Source organism: Owenweeksia hongkongensis DSM 17368 (genome assembly GCF_000236705.1).
In the GTDB taxonomy this organism is placed as follows: domain Bacteria; phylum Bacteroidota; class Bacteroidia; order Flavobacteriales; family Schleiferiaceae; genus Owenweeksia; species Owenweeksia hongkongensis.
The window spans coordinates 3,731,008-3,744,840 of the sequence record NC_016599.1; the positions used below are offsets into that span (position 1 = coordinate 3,731,008).

Consider the following 13,833-nt stretch of genomic DNA (forward strand, 5'->3'; position numbering starts at 1 on the left):
AATCAACAATCGTAAATAGAAATGGATCGCGACCAGTGGCAGGAAATATTAGTAGTACTAGGGCGAAATAAACTTCGCACCTTCCTTACAGCCTTTGGTGTGTTTTGGGGAATATTTATGCTGGTGATAATGATGGGCAGCGGCAAAGGACTTCAAAATGGAGCCAGTGCCGGATTTGGAGGAACAGCTACCAACAGTATTTTCATTTGGACACAACTTACGAGTATGCCCTATAAAGGCTTTAAGCGTGGTCGCAATTTTAACTTTAGAAATAGTGATGTGCCGGCTTTGCGAGCAGCTGTTCCGGATATTGAGGTGTTGGCACCGCGCTGCCAGGCCGGTGGACATAGGGGTTCTGCCAATGTAACACGTGGTGTAAAAACGGGGGCTTTCAACATTTATGGCGACTATCCTGAGTTTCAACAGGTGCAACCATCCGAAATGGTGCAAGGGCGTTTTCTGAACTATAATGATCTTCGCGATAAGCGAAAAATATGTGTGATAGGAATGGAGGTGTACAATTCTTTATATACTTCGGGCGAAGACCCAATAGGCACCTACATAAAAGCACAAGGTATCAATTACAAGGTGGTGGGTTTATTTAAGAGTAAATCTGATGATCCCAACCGTTCGGAAGAGCAAGAAAAAGCCATTTACATTCCACTTACCACTTTTCAGCAGGCTTACAATTGGGGCGATATTATTGGTTGGTTTAGCATTACTAGTAAGGATGGAGTTTCAGTAACCGAAGTAGGCGATAAGGTAAAAAGTGTGTTGAAAGAAAGACATAAGGTAAATCCTGAAGATGACCAGGCGCTGGGTAGCTGGAACATGGAAGAAGCGTATAATCGTATGATGTCACTTCTTACCGGAATCAATCTACTGTCGCTTATCGTGGGTACTTTAACGCTTTTGGCAGGGGCCATTGGTGTGAGCAATATTATGCTTGTAATTGTAAAAGAACGAACAAGGGAATTTGGAGTGCGAAGAGCATTAGGAGCAACGCCTTCCAGCATTATGATTCAAGTGATTTTGGAGTCTGTGGTGCTTACCACTGCAGCTGGAATTATAGGAATCATCTGCGGGGTTTGGCTTTTAGAGCTTATCACCATGCTCATGAATAGCTTTTCGGAGCAATCCGGTTTTTTTAGAAATCCAGGTGTAGAATTATCTATCGTACTTACAGCATTATTTATACTTATTGTGGCAGGTGTGCTGGCCGGAATTATTCCCGCCCGAAAAGCGGTGAGTGTACGTCCGGTAGAGGCTTTGCGATATGAGTAAATTTATTAGAAACTAAACAAACACAAAGAATAGATGAAGCGCTTTTTTCGAATTTCCCTTCTTGTCATCATTGCAGGAATTTTTATCTACACGCTATTTTATCTTTATCAAAAGTCACAAAAGCAGCCTCAAGTATTCACTACCGAGACTCCTTTTTATGGCGATATAATCAATAAGTCCGTTGCCACGGGAAGTATTATTCCACGGGAAGAAGTGGAGCTAAAACCACAGGTGAGCGGCATTATTACCGAAGTATATGTGGAGGCGGGAGACATAGTGACTACCAATCAGCAGATTGCTAAGATCAAGGTTATTCCGGATATGGTTTCCCTAAATAATGCTGAAAACAGGGTGGAAGTAGCTCAACTTGCGCTGGATAATGCCAAGATTGATTACGACAGAAATAAAGCCCTTTTTGATAAAAATGTAATCAGCACAAGCGAGTACCAGCGCATTGACCTTAGCTATAGAAATGCCAAGCAGGAGTTGGCTGCGGCCAAAGACAATCTTTCAATCATTAGAGAGGGAGCAAGTAAAAAAGGTGGTGAAGTAGCTCTGACTATTGTTCGGGCAACCGTGCCGGGCATGGTGCTGGATGTCCCTGTAAAAGTGGGAAATCAGGTAATTGAGAGCAATACCTTTAATGAAGGAACAAGCATTGCCACACTAGCCGATATGCAGGATTTGATTTTTGAAGGGAAAATTGACGAATCTGAAGTAGGGAAGATTAAAGAAGGAATGGACATTTTACTTACCGTTGGCGCTATCGAAAACAAGCAGTTTAATGCCGAATTGGAATACATCGCTCCAAAAGGAGTTGAAGAAAATGGTGCCATCCAGTTTGTAATTAAAGCAAAAGTGAAACTGGATTCAGCCGATTTTATTCGTGCCGGGTATAGCGCTAATGCAGATATCGTTCTTTCCAGAAAGGATTCGGTTTTATCTGTAAAGGAAAGCTTGGTACAGTTTGATGATGGTAAGCCCTATGTGGAAATTTCTACTGGCGACCAACAGTTTGAACGTAGAGATGTGGAGCTTGGTCTTTCTGATGGGATAAACGTGGAGGTGCTTAGCGGAGTAGAAGCTGATACCGAAATTAAGGTTTGGAATAAAGCAGGGTAGGTTCAGTTTGCAATTTTTAGTTTAAAAGAATCAGTTGGCAGTTTGCAAAATAACAAGGGCTAAATTCCGGCAAGATAATTTTGCCAACTTCCAACTGCCAACTATCACTTCTTCGCTCTTCCCGCATCCTTTAGTGCTTTATTAATCAGCCATTCCAGCTGACCATTAGTACTGCGAAATTCATCCGCAGCCCATTTTTCCACGGCTTTCAGCATCTCTTCATCTATCCTCAGTGCAAAAGCTTTCTTAGCCATATATTTCTTCGTTTTGCTCCCAGTTATTGTGTATAAAACGCTTTACCATTCCGGGGCGGTTGATGCCAAATTTATACGTTCGGCCATCCCGTGTTTTTATTACCAAAGCTTTTTCAGGCCGCATCACATAGGTGCTTTTTCTTTGTAATGAATGCTGGTGGCCTAAGCCATCGGTCCAGCGATGGTCAGTTATATTCCATTCTTTAATATTGTCTGTAGGTATGGTTCTTTTCCTGTTAAAGAAGGCCTTGCTTTGGTATACTATTTTATTAGAATCCAGCTGAACCATTGTTTTTATCCTTAAGGAAATAAAGATGGGAAGTGATATGGCAAGACTGGTTGCAGCGATTGTCCATAAGTCATCTGTGGCAAACTCCTTCATTTGCGACCATCCAATAGCAAATAGAAGCAACGGAGTCAAGCCTAAAACAACTATTAAGACTAGAGCTAGTTTGCCGTCTTTAAAACGCTGTATTTCTACCAGGCTTCTCATTCTTAATTATAAAGTGTTCCGGTGTTTACCACAGGCGTTGCATTTTTATCTCCACAAAGCACCACCATCAGATTACTTACCATGGCAGCACGTTTTTCAGGATCAAGGTCCACAATATTCTTGGCGCTCAATTCGGCAAGAGCCATGTCTACCATACCCACGGCACCTTCTACTATTTTTAGTCTGGCTGCTACAATTGCGGTAGCCTGCTGACGCTGAAGCATTGCTCCGGCAATTTCAGAAGCATAAGCCAAATGATTAATTCGGGCTTCTATCACTTCAATACCAGCCATAGTTAGACGGTCTTGCATTTCGCGCTCCAGCTCATGGTTTATATCTTCAAGGCCGCTGCGAAGACTTACATCTGCTTCCTCATCGTCAAAAGTGTCATAAGGGTAAGCGCTGGCCAGTTTACGCACCGCAGTTTCGCTTTGTATCAATACAAATTCCTCAAAGTCATTTACATCAAAACTTGCTCTGTAAGTATCCTTTACACGCCACACCAGCACCACACTTATCATTATTGGGTTACCCAGTTTGTCGTTTACCTTAATGGGTTTGCTCTCAAGGTTGGCAGCGCGCAGGCTTATCTTGCTTTTGGTGAAGAATGGATTTACCCAAAAGAAGCCGTTTTTTATAACTGTCCCTTTGTAATCTCCAAATAGAACCAATACTAGAGCTTTGTTTGGGCTGACAACGGTAAAACCTACAATGTGCAGTAGCAGTATAGGTATCAACGCCAGAGCAAAAAGATTTCCCTCGGTAATCATAAAGATTCCGCCTGCAATAAGGAGTAAAGAAATGGCCAGGTGTAAATAACCTGATTGAGCAGATATAATTTTTTCTTCTTTCATTGGTTTGGTATTAAAATGATATCACAATAATACAAAATAAATTTTAACTATGAACTATTGCATAGTCAGTGGCGTTTACTATATATTTGCACATTCATTGTTTAAACATTAATAAAACACAAACCAATACAAAATGAAGTACTTAGGTAAATTTTTCGCAGCATCTGCAGTTCTTTTTGCTGTAGCTTGTAATAACGCTCCTACTGAAACTGTAGAAACCACAGAAGCAGAAGAGGTAGCAACCCCAGAAGTAACCGAAGCAACTTATGCAGTAGTAACTGACGGTGATGAAGTAAAATGGGAAGGATTCAAAACTTACAGTGATGGAAAGCACACCGGTGCTATTCAAGTTACTGAAGGACAATTGATGACTGAAGGAGGCAATGTAGTTGGTGGTTCATTCGTAATTGATATGAAATCTATCACTAACGATGATCTTCCTGAAGAAGGTGATTACAATCAAGCAAAATTAATCGGTCATCTAAGCAGTGCTGACTTTTTTGATGTAGCAAATCACCCAACTGCTACTTTTACTATTACCAAAGTAGAAGCAGCTGCTGAAGGTGAAGCTACTCACAAAGTAAGTGGCAACCTTAATATGAGAGGAACTGAAAAGAACATTACTTTTCCGGCTACCATCAATGTAGAGGATGAAATGGTAACTCTAACCACTCCAGAGTTTGTAATCGATCGTACCAACTGGAACGTAATGTACGGATCAAAAAATCTAGAGAGTGTTGCTAAGGATAACCTTATCGACAACAACATTAAGTTAATGGTTGATCTTAAGGCTTCTAAGGCTTAAGAATCAGATGTTTGGTTAAATAGATAGAAACTGCCCGCCACTTGGTGGGCAGTTTTTTTTATTTTAGAGTGTACCAAATCGCTCAATTTGAACTATCAACCATCATCAAAAGGAATAAAAAGCTGGGCTGAGGATGATCGTCCTCGGGAAAAGCTTTTACTCAAAGGCAAGGCAGCACTTTCTGATGCGGAACTTATTGCCATCTTGCTTGGTAGCGGAAGTAGAGACGAAACCGCAGTAGACCTGGCCAAGCGCATTCTTCAATCTGTAAATGGAAACCTTAATGAGCTAGGCCGACTTGGCGTTCCAGAACTTACTAAGTTTAAAGGGATAGGCGAGGCTAAGGCTTTAAGTGTGATTACTGCTTTGGAAGTAGGTAAGCGTAGACGGATGTCCGAAGCTTTAGAGCGAAAGAGAATAACTTCCAGCGCTCAGGCTTTTGAAGTTTTGCAACCATTAATAGGCGACTTGAGTCATGAAGAATTTTGGGTAGTGTATCTCAGTGCTTCCAATAAAGTATTGGCACATCGCTGTATAAGCAAAGGAGGAATTACGGGTACCATGGCTGATACTCGTATGATTTTCAAAGAAGGTTTGCATCTTAACTCCACAGCAATGATTTTGGCACACAATCATCCGTCAGGTAATTTAACCCCCAGTCAAGCGGATAAAAACCTTACAAGATCACTTATAAAAGCTGGAGACCTGATGGAAATAAAAGTGATGGATCATCTAATAATTACCGAGCACCAGTATTTTAGTTTTGCAGATGAAGGCGAAATGTAAAGGGCATGAGACCTTATGTGGGATGAAAACAAGTTTTAAATTCCTATCTTTTCTGAAACTAAAAATAACCACTTCCATGAACTCTCGTTTTCTTATCCTTTCTCTCTGCTCCATATTTCTGTTTTCTTGTAATAAAAAAGAATCATCTTTAGATGAAGAGCAGTTTTGTTATAATTGGAAGCAAAACTCAACTAGTGACATCCTTTTATCAATAAATGAAGTGGCCCTTGTTGACAGCCTTTTTATCAATAATAATTTAAGCAAAGCGAATCTTCAATTTTTTGATTTAAGCGTTTCAAGCCAAACAAATACTACTTATATTAAGTGCCATCAGTATGTAAATGGATTGAAGGTGTTTTCAGGGGATCTGGTTTATTTATTCGATTCAAATGGAAAATTTGAAGAAGTATTCGGTGATGCAATTACAGGGATAAATCTGAGTAATAAGCCTGCAATGAATCCAAATGATTTAGTGAAAACATTCCACGATTCAATAAATGCGGATCCACAAATGCAAGGATATAAGAGCCAAATGCTGGCAGAATGTGTGAATCTTGAATTTGGATACTTTGACCAAAATGCTGGAGATGGCAGCGCCAGTCCAGCTTACATAAAAGCCTGGTGGCTTACCTATGATGATTATAGTGCTGAAATGATAGTAAATGACCAGTCTGGAAAGACATATCGGTATTTCAACGGAATTCGAACTTCTACAAAATAAAAATCAGAGTACTATACATCCTTCAATTTGTCTCATTTTAGCAACGAACGGAATTCTATATTTGCTGAATGATATTAGTATACTCCGAAAAAACTACCGCGCGTTTTCGCTACATCGCCCGTTTGATGCTACAAAACCTTTTGGGTCAGGAGTTGCGTTTTACAAATGACTTAGAAGAGTACCTTCAAAGTACCCTTCCGAAAATAAATTACTCCAAAAACCCTCTTCAAAGTGGGGTGTATATTCAATCTGCAAACCTTCTTTTTGAAACAGATATTTTTCAGCAGGACTTTCAGATTTCGGAGTATGATGGCGAAAAGGTCTTTTTTCTTTCTGGCAAGTTATCGAGCTTGCCTTTTGACCCTTTTGCGGCTTCCTTTTTTTTGGTAAGTAGGTATGAAGAGTATATTCCTTTTATTGCTGATAACCACAACAGATTTGCCGCAAAGGAGAGCTTTATGTTTAAACAAGGTGTGCTTCATAGGCCATTGGTAAATCAATATGCCGAGTTTATTGCCAAAAAACTTTTGGAGCAAAATCCAGGCCTGGAAATCAAGAGGAAAAAGTATGAGTTTGTAAATACTGTGGATATTGACAATGCGTATGCCTTTCAGGGCAAAGGTTTGGTGCGCACAGTAGGGGCTTATGCCAATGACTTGTTTAAGCTTAGGTTTGCAGAAATTAAAGATCGCACCCGTACTTTTTTAGGCTTATTAAAAGATCCGTATGAAACGTTTGATTATCAACTGAACTTGCAGGAAAAGTATGGTTACCGCTCTATTTACTTCGCTCTGTTTTCTCGCTTGGGTCAATATGATCGAAGTCTGACGTTGCACAGTAATCGACTTCAGCGATACCTCAAAGGAATCAATGATTTTTGTGAAGTAGGTATTCACCCTTCCTATCGTTCCAATTCACATGTTTCCATTATGGAAGAAGAGCTGCACGGTTTAGAGAACGTTTTAAATATAGATGTTACCAAAAGTCGTCAGCACTTTTTAAAGTTGTCATTTCCTGAAACCTATCGTCATTTGATAGATCTTGAAATTACAGATGACTACAGTATGGGTTTTGCTGCTGAGTCTGGTTTTAGAGCTGGTATTTGTACACCCTTTCGCTTTTATGATTTGGAGCTTGAAACCGAGACCCCACTTATAGTTCATCCTTTTGCCTTTATGGATGGTACTTACATTTATTACAAGCAAATGAGTCCTGATGATGCCTGGAATGAAATTTTGCAATACATAGAGGTTTACAAAAAGTACGGAGGCGAGTTTACCCCCATTTGGCATAATCGCATTTTTAGCGAGCGCGAGCCAGAGTGGAAAGGGTGGAACCGCATCTTTGAAGAAATGGTAAAGGCGGCTATATGATCAGGTATGTAAAGCATCACTTTATTGATAAAGCCAAATATGACCTTTGCGTAAAGCTGGATAGCTCTGGTTTGGTATATGGATTTTCGTGGTATTTGGATACCGCTTGTGAAACCTGGGATGCACTTGTGCTCAATGATTATGACGCTGTATGGCCATTGCCTGTTAGAAGTAAGTTTGGTATCAAATATTTCTACCGTCCATTTGGTATTCAGCAATTGGGAATATTTTCCAAAATAGATGTGAGCGATGATTACCGCAATGAGTTTGCAAAGCAAATGATTGCCAATTGCAAGTTTGCTGATTTATACCTTAACGAAGATCAATTGATAGGAGTTGAAAGCCTTGCAGGCGTTCAGACAAAAATCAACCGGAACTATGTTCTAAATTTAGGAACTTCTTATCGTGAGATTTACCATGGGTATAACAGCAATACAAGAAGGGCGATAAAAAAAGCAAGTAAGCAAAAACTTGAAATTTTTGAGCATGATGGCCCTGATGTACTGATAGATATTTTTAAGGACACGCGTGGTGAGCGATTGCAATTGAGTGAAGCTTTTTACGCAAATATGTCAAAGCTTATGTACCAGGCTTTGCATAAAGGTGTTGGTAAAGTTTGGACCGTATATGGCCCTGGAAACATTGCCTGTGGCGGTGCTTTTTTTATAGAGACCAATACGCGAAGCACTTTGCTTTTTACTGCTTTGGATGATGTGGGTAAGGAGATGCGTGCCATGTTTCATTTACTTAATGAATACATTATTCTAAATAGCGAAAATCAGTTGTTGTTGGATTTTGAAGGTAGCAATGATGAAGGAGTAGCACATTTTTACCGAAGTTTTGGAAGTAAGGAAAAACACTACCAGCAATTAAAATATAACGGATTGCCTTTACCTTTGAGGTGGTTAAAAAAATAGCATTCATGACCACCAAGTACCATCATCTGTTTTTTGATCTCGATCATACCCTTTGGGATTTTGAGGCAAACTCAAGACTTACTCTCTTGGATTTGTTTGTCAAGCATAACCTTGAGCAGCAGCTAAAAACAGAGTATGAAGATTTTTATAAATCATACATAAAAGTAAATGATGGAAAGTGGGCGCTTTACCGTAAGGGTGGAATAACAAAAGAGGAACTACGTTTGGAACGCTTTCGCGATACTTTTTCCACATTTGGTTATGTGGATAATGAGTTTGCGGCAGTTTTTGAAAGTGAATATCTGAGTATTTGTCCTCACAAAACGCAGTTATTACCGGGAACAGAGGAACTTCTTGAATATTTACAGAATCGCTATGAACTGCATGTGATTACTAATGGCTTCTTAGAGACGCAAAAAATAAAAATGAAGAAGAGTGGTTTGGAACTTTTCTTTCAAAGCATGATTTCGTCTGAAGAAATAGGAGTGAATAAACCAGCTCCACAGATTTTTGAAAAATCATTGAAACGTACTGGTGCTGACTCTAAAACTTCATTGATGATTGGCGATAGCCTTCATGCGGATATTTTGGGAGCCCAGAGTTTTGGAATGGATCAGGTGTTTTATAATCCTTTAAAACTGAAACATAACGAGCGTCCTACTTTTGAGGTTTCTCACCTTTTGGAGATGAAGAATTTTCTTTGATTTCCCAATAACGGAATACGCGATAATTCCACTGGTTACCAACTCTGTCCCCCGTTAGCTCCATCCTTATTTTGTCACCCGCTTTTACACCTGGCAATTTTGGATCACCGTTAGTTGGCTTTGTGCCAAATTGAAACGAGCAGAGGATTTCAATTTCATTGATCTCAAAATTAGCCTTTGCTGTGTCTGCCTTGGTAACTTTTAGCAAAACAATATTATCTGCACCCTCAAATACACTTATTACTTCACCTGTTGCGTTTATTGGTTTTAGCTGTACCACTTTTCCCTCGCTTTGTGCAAATGCGGAAACTGAAATTAGGCAAGTCCAAAGAAGTGAAATAAAAAGTTTTGAAGTCACGTGTGTCATTCTCTGATTTTTGAACTGCTAATAAAACAAAAGTTAGTCTAAAACTTGTAAGGAAACTAGTAAGAGACGGTTTTAGTTATATTTACAAAGAAGCTGATGAGTCTACTCATGAAAAACATCCTCTACATAGTGTTGACACTCACAATTTTTGCATGCACAAAGCATGAAATTGAGGAAGTGTCAGGCAACCAGGCACCAGGCGAAATACTAGTAACCCAGGCCATGAAGGATGCCTATATCAACCGTCTTTATATTTCCCTTACGGGAAGAAAACCGACCAGCGCAGAGTTTAGCCTAGCACGAAAAGGTCTGGGTAATTTGGCCGGCACTCCCGCCAGAGGGGTGGTAATTGATCAGATATTTTCTAAAGAAGATTATACTATCCGATTGTATGATATTGCTCGGGGAGATTATCTCGAATCTTTAGATACTGCCCTGATTCGCTCAGATTATCAGCAGGTAATTAATGCTTTACAAACGGCTACTGGTCCTGCTCGTGAGTACTATCTGCATGCTGAAAGAGTGCTGAAAGCTATGCTTGAGATACCGGCTGGTTTGCTTGATGAAACAATAAATATTACTGAAATGTATCGCAGAGTAGTAGATAACATATACTACGATGATATAAATATGGGAAGCGAAAACTATGTGGTGGCCACTTTTCAAAACTTCTTATTTAGATACCCCACTAACGTGGAGTTAGAAAATGGAACAAATATGGTGGATGGAACACCCTCTTCCTTGTTTTTGAAAGCAGGTAACTCCAAGCAGGATTTTATAGATATATTTTTTGATAGTGATGACTATGCCGAAGGTTTGGTTATAAACCTTTATCGAAAGTATTTATTTAGAGAGCCCACCACTACCGAGATGTTCATCGATACGGATTTGTTTATTGCCAATGGTGACTATCGTGAATTACAAAAAAAGATTTTGACAAGTGATGAATACTTCTTCAATTAAAATATTTGCCATAGCGATAACCATTGCGTTTGGGGTTTCCTGCAAAAGGGAAGTTACAAAGCAATATGCTATTGATGAAGTTGAGTTGTATACCAGCGCCAGCGAGAAGAAAAACTTGAAAACTGACGAACAGTTTATTTCTATTCTTTACAGCGATTTATTTGGAACAGCCATCACAAATACAAAGCTTCAAGAGCTAAATCAGGCCTATACCTCAATGGGTGATAAATTTTTGATTATTGATATTCTTATAAAAAGCATGCTGGCTGATCCTGCAGCTCAGGTGCCAACAAAGGCAGCTATGGATGCTCAACCGGAAAGCTTTGTAGAAACTGCATATAAAACACTTTTGGTACGAAACCCAACAAAACAAGAGGAGTGGTTTTTAGTAAATCAGATTGAAAAAAATAAGACTTTGGAGCCGATCGATATTTATTACGCTATACTTACTAGCGATGAGTATCGATACTACTAATATGTATTAATATGAAAAGGAGGGAGTTTATTAGAAAAACGGGTATGGCAGCGGGAGCCATGGTTTTGCCATATGTGCTACCAGGCGGAAGCTTGTTTGCTCCTACTGGTTCTCGAAAGGCAAATCATGTGGTGTTTTGCATGTTTGCCGGTGGTGTACGTAATCTCGAAAGTGTACACAAAAATGACGGAAACCTAATGCCTTCTATGCTGAATGGGAATGAAAGTATCAGTAGCGATATAGTTTCCTCAATGAGTGCTTTGCCTTCACCAGCTGTTAGTTCTCCATTGCAAAATTTTGGAACTCTTTATAAGGAATTTCGCTATGACCAAGGACCAACAGGGCACTTTAATGGTCACACCACCGCTATTACCGGGCAGTACACCAATAGTAGTTTGAGCTTGCTCGAAAGGCCATCGTATCCCACTGTTTTTGAACTTTATCGTAAGCATAATACGCCTAGTATGTCTGCTTTAAATTCGTGGTGGATCACACATACCAACAATTTATACCCCATTCTAAATTATAGTAACTACGCGGGCTATGGACCCACTTATGGTGCTAATCAGCTTTCGCCAAACGATTTATTTAGTAGTAGGACAGTTCCCAATTTGATTAATAAAAATAATTTTTCAGGAAATAATAAGGAGCTACAAGATGATATCAGGAAGTTTATGAATAACAACTTTGGTGGCGGTCTTAATGCTTCTGCAGGAATGAAAAATGATACAGAGGATGCTGAAAAAATTGAAAACTGGATAGATAAAGTTCTGCAGGATATTTCTTCAGGGAGTCTCAATAATCCTTGGAATATACCATCCTATATGAATGGTGATATGTACAATATCTATTTTGCGGAAGAAGTGCTTAAGCAGTTTCAGCCCGAGCTTTTAGTGGTAAACATGTTTGGTGTAGATACTTGCCATACTGACTTTTCTGGATATTGTAATGCCATGCGAAGGGCAGATTGGGCGGTAGGACATTTATGGGATACCATTCAAAATACCCCAGGTTTGGCCAATGATACAGTTTTGATAGTTGCGCCAGAAATTGGGAGAAATGGTACACCAAACTCCATTGTAGATGCTAATGGTCGCCCAGCTTTAGATCACACAAATAGCGATCCTATGTCAAAAGAAATATTTTGTTTAGTAGCTGGTCCTCCATCAGTGGTAAACCAAGGGAAAGTAATAAGCCAAGAGGCTGGCCGAAGTATTGACATCGTTCCAACAATTGCCAATATTTTGGGCTTTGATAGTGAAATTCCAGGGCTACTTCCCGGTAATGTATTACATGACGCTTTTATATGATGAAATTCAGAAACATAGTCGGATTAGGCGTTTTGTTGATATTGCTATTTGCTTGTGAGCATAAACGAGATGAGAGCGAAAATCCATTTGATGTAAATGAAGAAGTGGATACAAGCAAGGTGAAGCTGAAAGATGCTACCATTGAAGGTTTGCACCAGAATGTGTTTTCTGTACGGTGTGCCAATCCAACTTGCCATGACGGTAGTTTTGAACCAGACTTTAGAACTGTACAAAGCACTTATTCGTCATTGGTGTATCATCCTGTTACCAAAAATGATGATCAAGGGAGTTTTACTTACCGAGTAGTTCCCGGCAATGCCGATGAAAGTTGGATAATGCGTAGGGTGACTGTAGAAGATGTATTAGGTAGAATGCCTCTTTATGCAGAGCCGCTAACTACTCAGGAAATCGAGGCTCTGAAATATTGGATAAATGATGGAGCTAGGGATATGCAGGGTAATTTACCTGATTTGCCCAATGTGCAGCCTGCGGTTCACGGTTATCAAATTCAGGATTTACAACAAAACCGTGTGGATACTATTCGTGTAAATGGATGGGGATCTGCAGTGATTTTACAAGCCAACACGGATTATGATTACTACTTCTACATTACTGATGATAATACGCTGACCGAAAATTTGCAGAACCAAAAAATAGAGTTTAGCTACGACCGTGATAACTGGACACCCTTTCATCAAATTACTCCTACCAAGCTTTGGACAGATATTACAAAAGCCACATTTAATACATCAGCGTTTCAGGCCAACACAACAGTTTATCTTCGCTATTTTGTGGAAGATGATCAGGGTGGAAAAACAGAAACTCCGGAAGACGGAAGTCCATATTGGCTAAAAGATAACTACTCAATAATTGTGCAATGAGAGGGCTATTTATAATTATAGTATTCAGCAGTTTATTCTCATGTAGCAAGGACGAGGATCAACTAAGCGAGGTGCCTTCTTTAGAACTTATTTCTATCGGCCCAAATAGTGTGGTGCAGTTTGAAGATTCTGTAGTTATCCGATTGGCTTACGAAGATGGTGATGGCGACCTGGGTGGTTTTCCTGCTGATAGCGTAAACTTATTTGTGGTGGATAACCGCAATGGTGTTCCTTTTGAATTTAGGATTCAGGAACTGGTGCCTGGAGGTGCTGAGGTTCCAATCAAGGGCACCTTGAGTATTACTTTGCAAAACCTATTTCTTACGGGCAATGGTTCTCAGGAAAACGCCACCTTTAATATCTACGCTTACGATCGAGCTGGAAATAAAAGCAATGTGGTGAAGACTCCGGGGGTTACCGTGCTCGAGTAAATTTGCCCACCTAAATTTTTCTCACTACTTTAAAGAACACAATCAATGGGGGAGTGCGAAGTCTGAAAAGATTGCGCAAGCTTAACTTATACA

17 protein-coding genes are annotated in these 13,833 nt (G+C 39.8%); 13 read left to right on the top strand and 4 right to left on the bottom strand.

Translation table 11 applies throughout. The features are described 5' to 3' along the window. Positions 1-21: 21 nt before the first annotated feature. Together OWEHO_RS16415 and OWEHO_RS16420 are read left to right on the top strand one after the other, a co-directional pair. Complete coding sequence (locus OWEHO_RS16415) at positions 22-1,284, top strand: ABC transporter permease (protein WP_014203624.1); 1,263 nt, start codon at positions 22-24, stop codon at positions 1,282-1,284. A 33-nt stretch (positions 1,285-1,317) separates the two neighbouring features. Further along, positions 1,318-2,406, top strand: coding sequence for an efflux RND transporter periplasmic adaptor subunit (locus OWEHO_RS16420; protein WP_014203625.1), 1,089 nt, complete (start codon positions 1,318-1,320; stop codon positions 2,404-2,406). A 104-nt stretch (positions 2,407-2,510) separates the two neighbouring features. Here the strand turns inward: OWEHO_RS16420 and OWEHO_RS18340 are convergent, their stop codons facing one another. From OWEHO_RS18340 to OWEHO_RS16430, 3 genes are read right to left on the bottom strand one after another with little or no spacing between them, the layout of a single operon-like run. Then, a complete protein-coding gene (locus OWEHO_RS18340) occupies positions 2,511-2,660 on the bottom strand; it encodes a hypothetical protein (RefSeq protein ID WP_014203626.1) in 150 nt (49 codons plus the stop codon). Then, positions 2,653-3,153, bottom strand: a complete 501-nt coding sequence (locus OWEHO_RS16425) for a hypothetical protein (RefSeq protein WP_014203627.1) — start codon at positions 3,151-3,153, stop codon at positions 2,653-2,655. Before OWEHO_RS16425 ends, OWEHO_RS18340 begins: the two co-directional genes overlap by 8 nt. A 2-nt stretch (positions 3,154-3,155) precedes the next feature. Next, on the bottom strand, positions 3,156-4,007 hold the full coding sequence (locus OWEHO_RS16430; RefSeq protein ID WP_014203628.1) for an SPFH domain-containing protein: 852 nt from the start codon (positions 4,005-4,007) through the stop codon (positions 3,156-3,158). Between the two features lie 133 nt (positions 4,008-4,140). Between OWEHO_RS16430 and OWEHO_RS16435 the strand changes: the two genes are divergently transcribed. The 6 genes from OWEHO_RS16435 (at position 4,141) to OWEHO_RS16460 (ending at position 9,313) form a co-directional block, all read left to right on the top strand. Then, positions 4,141-4,812 (top strand): YceI family protein, encoded by a 672-nt coding sequence (locus tag OWEHO_RS16435; protein WP_014203629.1) that lies wholly within the window; start codon positions 4,141-4,143, stop codon positions 4,810-4,812. 87 nt (positions 4,813-4,899) lie between these two features. After that, positions 4,900-5,598: a RadC family protein gene (radC, locus tag OWEHO_RS16440; protein ID WP_014203630.1), complete on the top strand. Its 699-nt coding sequence runs from the start codon at positions 4,900-4,902 to the stop codon at positions 5,596-5,598. Positions 5,599-5,674: 76 nt separating this feature from the next. Continuing rightward, a complete protein-coding gene (locus tag OWEHO_RS16445) occupies positions 5,675-6,319 on the top strand; it encodes a fungalysin/thermolysin family protein (protein WP_014203631.1) in 645 nt (214 codons plus the stop codon). 68 nt (positions 6,320-6,387) lie between these two features. Further along, positions 6,388-7,692, top strand: coding sequence for a polysaccharide deacetylase family protein (locus OWEHO_RS16450; protein ID WP_014203632.1), 1,305 nt, complete (start codon positions 6,388-6,390; stop codon positions 7,690-7,692). Beyond that, entirely contained in the window at positions 7,689-8,609 is a 921-nt protein-coding gene (locus OWEHO_RS16455) for a hypothetical protein (RefSeq protein ID WP_014203633.1), read from the top strand. Before OWEHO_RS16450 ends, OWEHO_RS16455 begins: the two co-directional genes overlap by 4 nt. A 5-nt stretch (positions 8,610-8,614) precedes the next feature. Next, positions 8,615-9,313 (top strand): YjjG family noncanonical pyrimidine nucleotidase, encoded by a 699-nt coding sequence (locus tag OWEHO_RS16460; RefSeq protein WP_014203634.1) that lies wholly within the window; start codon positions 8,615-8,617, stop codon positions 9,311-9,313. On the opposite strand, the gene OWEHO_RS16465 is transcribed toward OWEHO_RS16460, so the two are convergent. Beyond that, positions 9,267-9,680, bottom strand: coding sequence for a hypothetical protein (locus tag OWEHO_RS16465; protein ID WP_014203635.1), 414 nt, complete (start codon positions 9,678-9,680; stop codon positions 9,267-9,269). The two genes, OWEHO_RS16460 and OWEHO_RS16465, sit on opposite strands and share 47 nt — an antisense overlap. Positions 9,681-9,788: 108 nt before the next feature. Here OWEHO_RS16465 and OWEHO_RS16470 point away from each other — a divergent pair, with 108 nt between their 5' ends. From OWEHO_RS16470 to OWEHO_RS16490, 5 genes are read left to right on the top strand one after another with little or no spacing between them, the layout of a single operon-like run. Continuing rightward, positions 9,789-10,643 carry a hypothetical protein gene (locus OWEHO_RS16470; protein ID WP_041627693.1) on the top strand — a complete coding sequence of 285 codons (855 nt, stop codon included), beginning with the start codon at positions 9,789-9,791 and terminating at the stop codon, positions 10,641-10,643. Beyond that, complete coding sequence (locus tag OWEHO_RS16475) at positions 10,624-11,118, top strand: hypothetical protein (RefSeq protein ID WP_014203637.1); 495 nt, start codon at positions 10,624-10,626, stop codon at positions 11,116-11,118. The genes OWEHO_RS16470 and OWEHO_RS16475 overlap by 20 nt, the downstream gene beginning before the upstream one ends. A gap of 11 nt (positions 11,119-11,129) precedes the next feature. Beyond that, positions 11,130-12,428, top strand: a complete 1,299-nt coding sequence (locus OWEHO_RS16480) for an alkaline phosphatase family protein (RefSeq protein ID WP_143764651.1) — start codon at positions 11,130-11,132, stop codon at positions 12,426-12,428. After that, positions 12,425-13,309, top strand: a complete 885-nt coding sequence (locus tag OWEHO_RS16485) for a hypothetical protein (protein ID WP_014203639.1) — start codon at positions 12,425-12,427, stop codon at positions 13,307-13,309. The genes OWEHO_RS16480 and OWEHO_RS16485 overlap by 4 nt, the downstream gene beginning before the upstream one ends. After that, positions 13,306-13,740, top strand: a complete 435-nt coding sequence (locus OWEHO_RS16490) for a hypothetical protein (protein ID WP_014203640.1) — start codon at positions 13,306-13,308, stop codon at positions 13,738-13,740. Before OWEHO_RS16485 ends, OWEHO_RS16490 begins: the two co-directional genes overlap by 4 nt. The last annotated feature ends 93 nt before the right edge of the window (positions 13,741-13,833 follow it).

Coding starts and splice junctions, on each gene's coding strand:
- OWEHO_RS16445 (WP_014203631.1), top strand. CDS start 5,675: ATGAACTCTCGTTTTCTTATCCTTTCTCTCTGCTCCATATTTCTGTTT.
- OWEHO_RS16415 (WP_014203624.1), top strand. CDS start 22: ATGGATCGCGACCAGTGGCAGGAAATATTAGTAGTACTAGGGCGAAAT.
- OWEHO_RS16475 (WP_014203637.1), top strand. CDS start 10,624: ATGAATACTTCTTCAATTAAAATATTTGCCATAGCGATAACCATTGCG.
- OWEHO_RS18340 (WP_014203626.1), bottom strand. CDS start 2,660: ATGGCTAAGAAAGCTTTTGCACTGAGGATAGATGAAGAGATGCTGAAA.
- OWEHO_RS16485 (WP_014203639.1), top strand. CDS start 12,425: ATGATGAAATTCAGAAACATAGTCGGATTAGGCGTTTTGTTGATATTG.
- OWEHO_RS16490 (WP_014203640.1), top strand. CDS start 13,306: ATGAGAGGGCTATTTATAATTATAGTATTCAGCAGTTTATTCTCATGT.
- OWEHO_RS16465 (WP_014203635.1), bottom strand. CDS start 9,680: ATGACACACGTGACTTCAAAACTTTTTATTTCACTTCTTTGGACTTGC.
- OWEHO_RS16460 (WP_014203634.1), top strand. CDS start 8,615: ATGACCACCAAGTACCATCATCTGTTTTTTGATCTCGATCATACCCTT.
- OWEHO_RS16450 (WP_014203632.1), top strand. CDS start 6,388: ATGATATTAGTATACTCCGAAAAAACTACCGCGCGTTTTCGCTACATC.
- OWEHO_RS16430 (WP_014203628.1), bottom strand. CDS start 4,007: ATGAAAGAAGAAAAAATTATATCTGCTCAATCAGGTTATTTACACCTG.
- OWEHO_RS16420 (WP_014203625.1), top strand. CDS start 1,318: ATGAAGCGCTTTTTTCGAATTTCCCTTCTTGTCATCATTGCAGGAATT.
- OWEHO_RS16425 (WP_014203627.1), bottom strand. CDS start 3,153: ATGAGAAGCCTGGTAGAAATACAGCGTTTTAAAGACGGCAAACTAGCT.
- OWEHO_RS16435 (WP_014203629.1), top strand. CDS start 4,141: ATGAAGTACTTAGGTAAATTTTTCGCAGCATCTGCAGTTCTTTTTGCT.
- OWEHO_RS16480 (WP_143764651.1), top strand. CDS start 11,130: ATGAAAAGGAGGGAGTTTATTAGAAAAACGGGTATGGCAGCGGGAGCC.
- OWEHO_RS16470 (WP_041627693.1), top strand. CDS start 9,789: ATGAAAAACATCCTCTACATAGTGTTGACACTCACAATTTTTGCATGC.
- OWEHO_RS16455 (WP_014203633.1), top strand. CDS start 7,689: ATGATCAGGTATGTAAAGCATCACTTTATTGATAAAGCCAAATATGAC.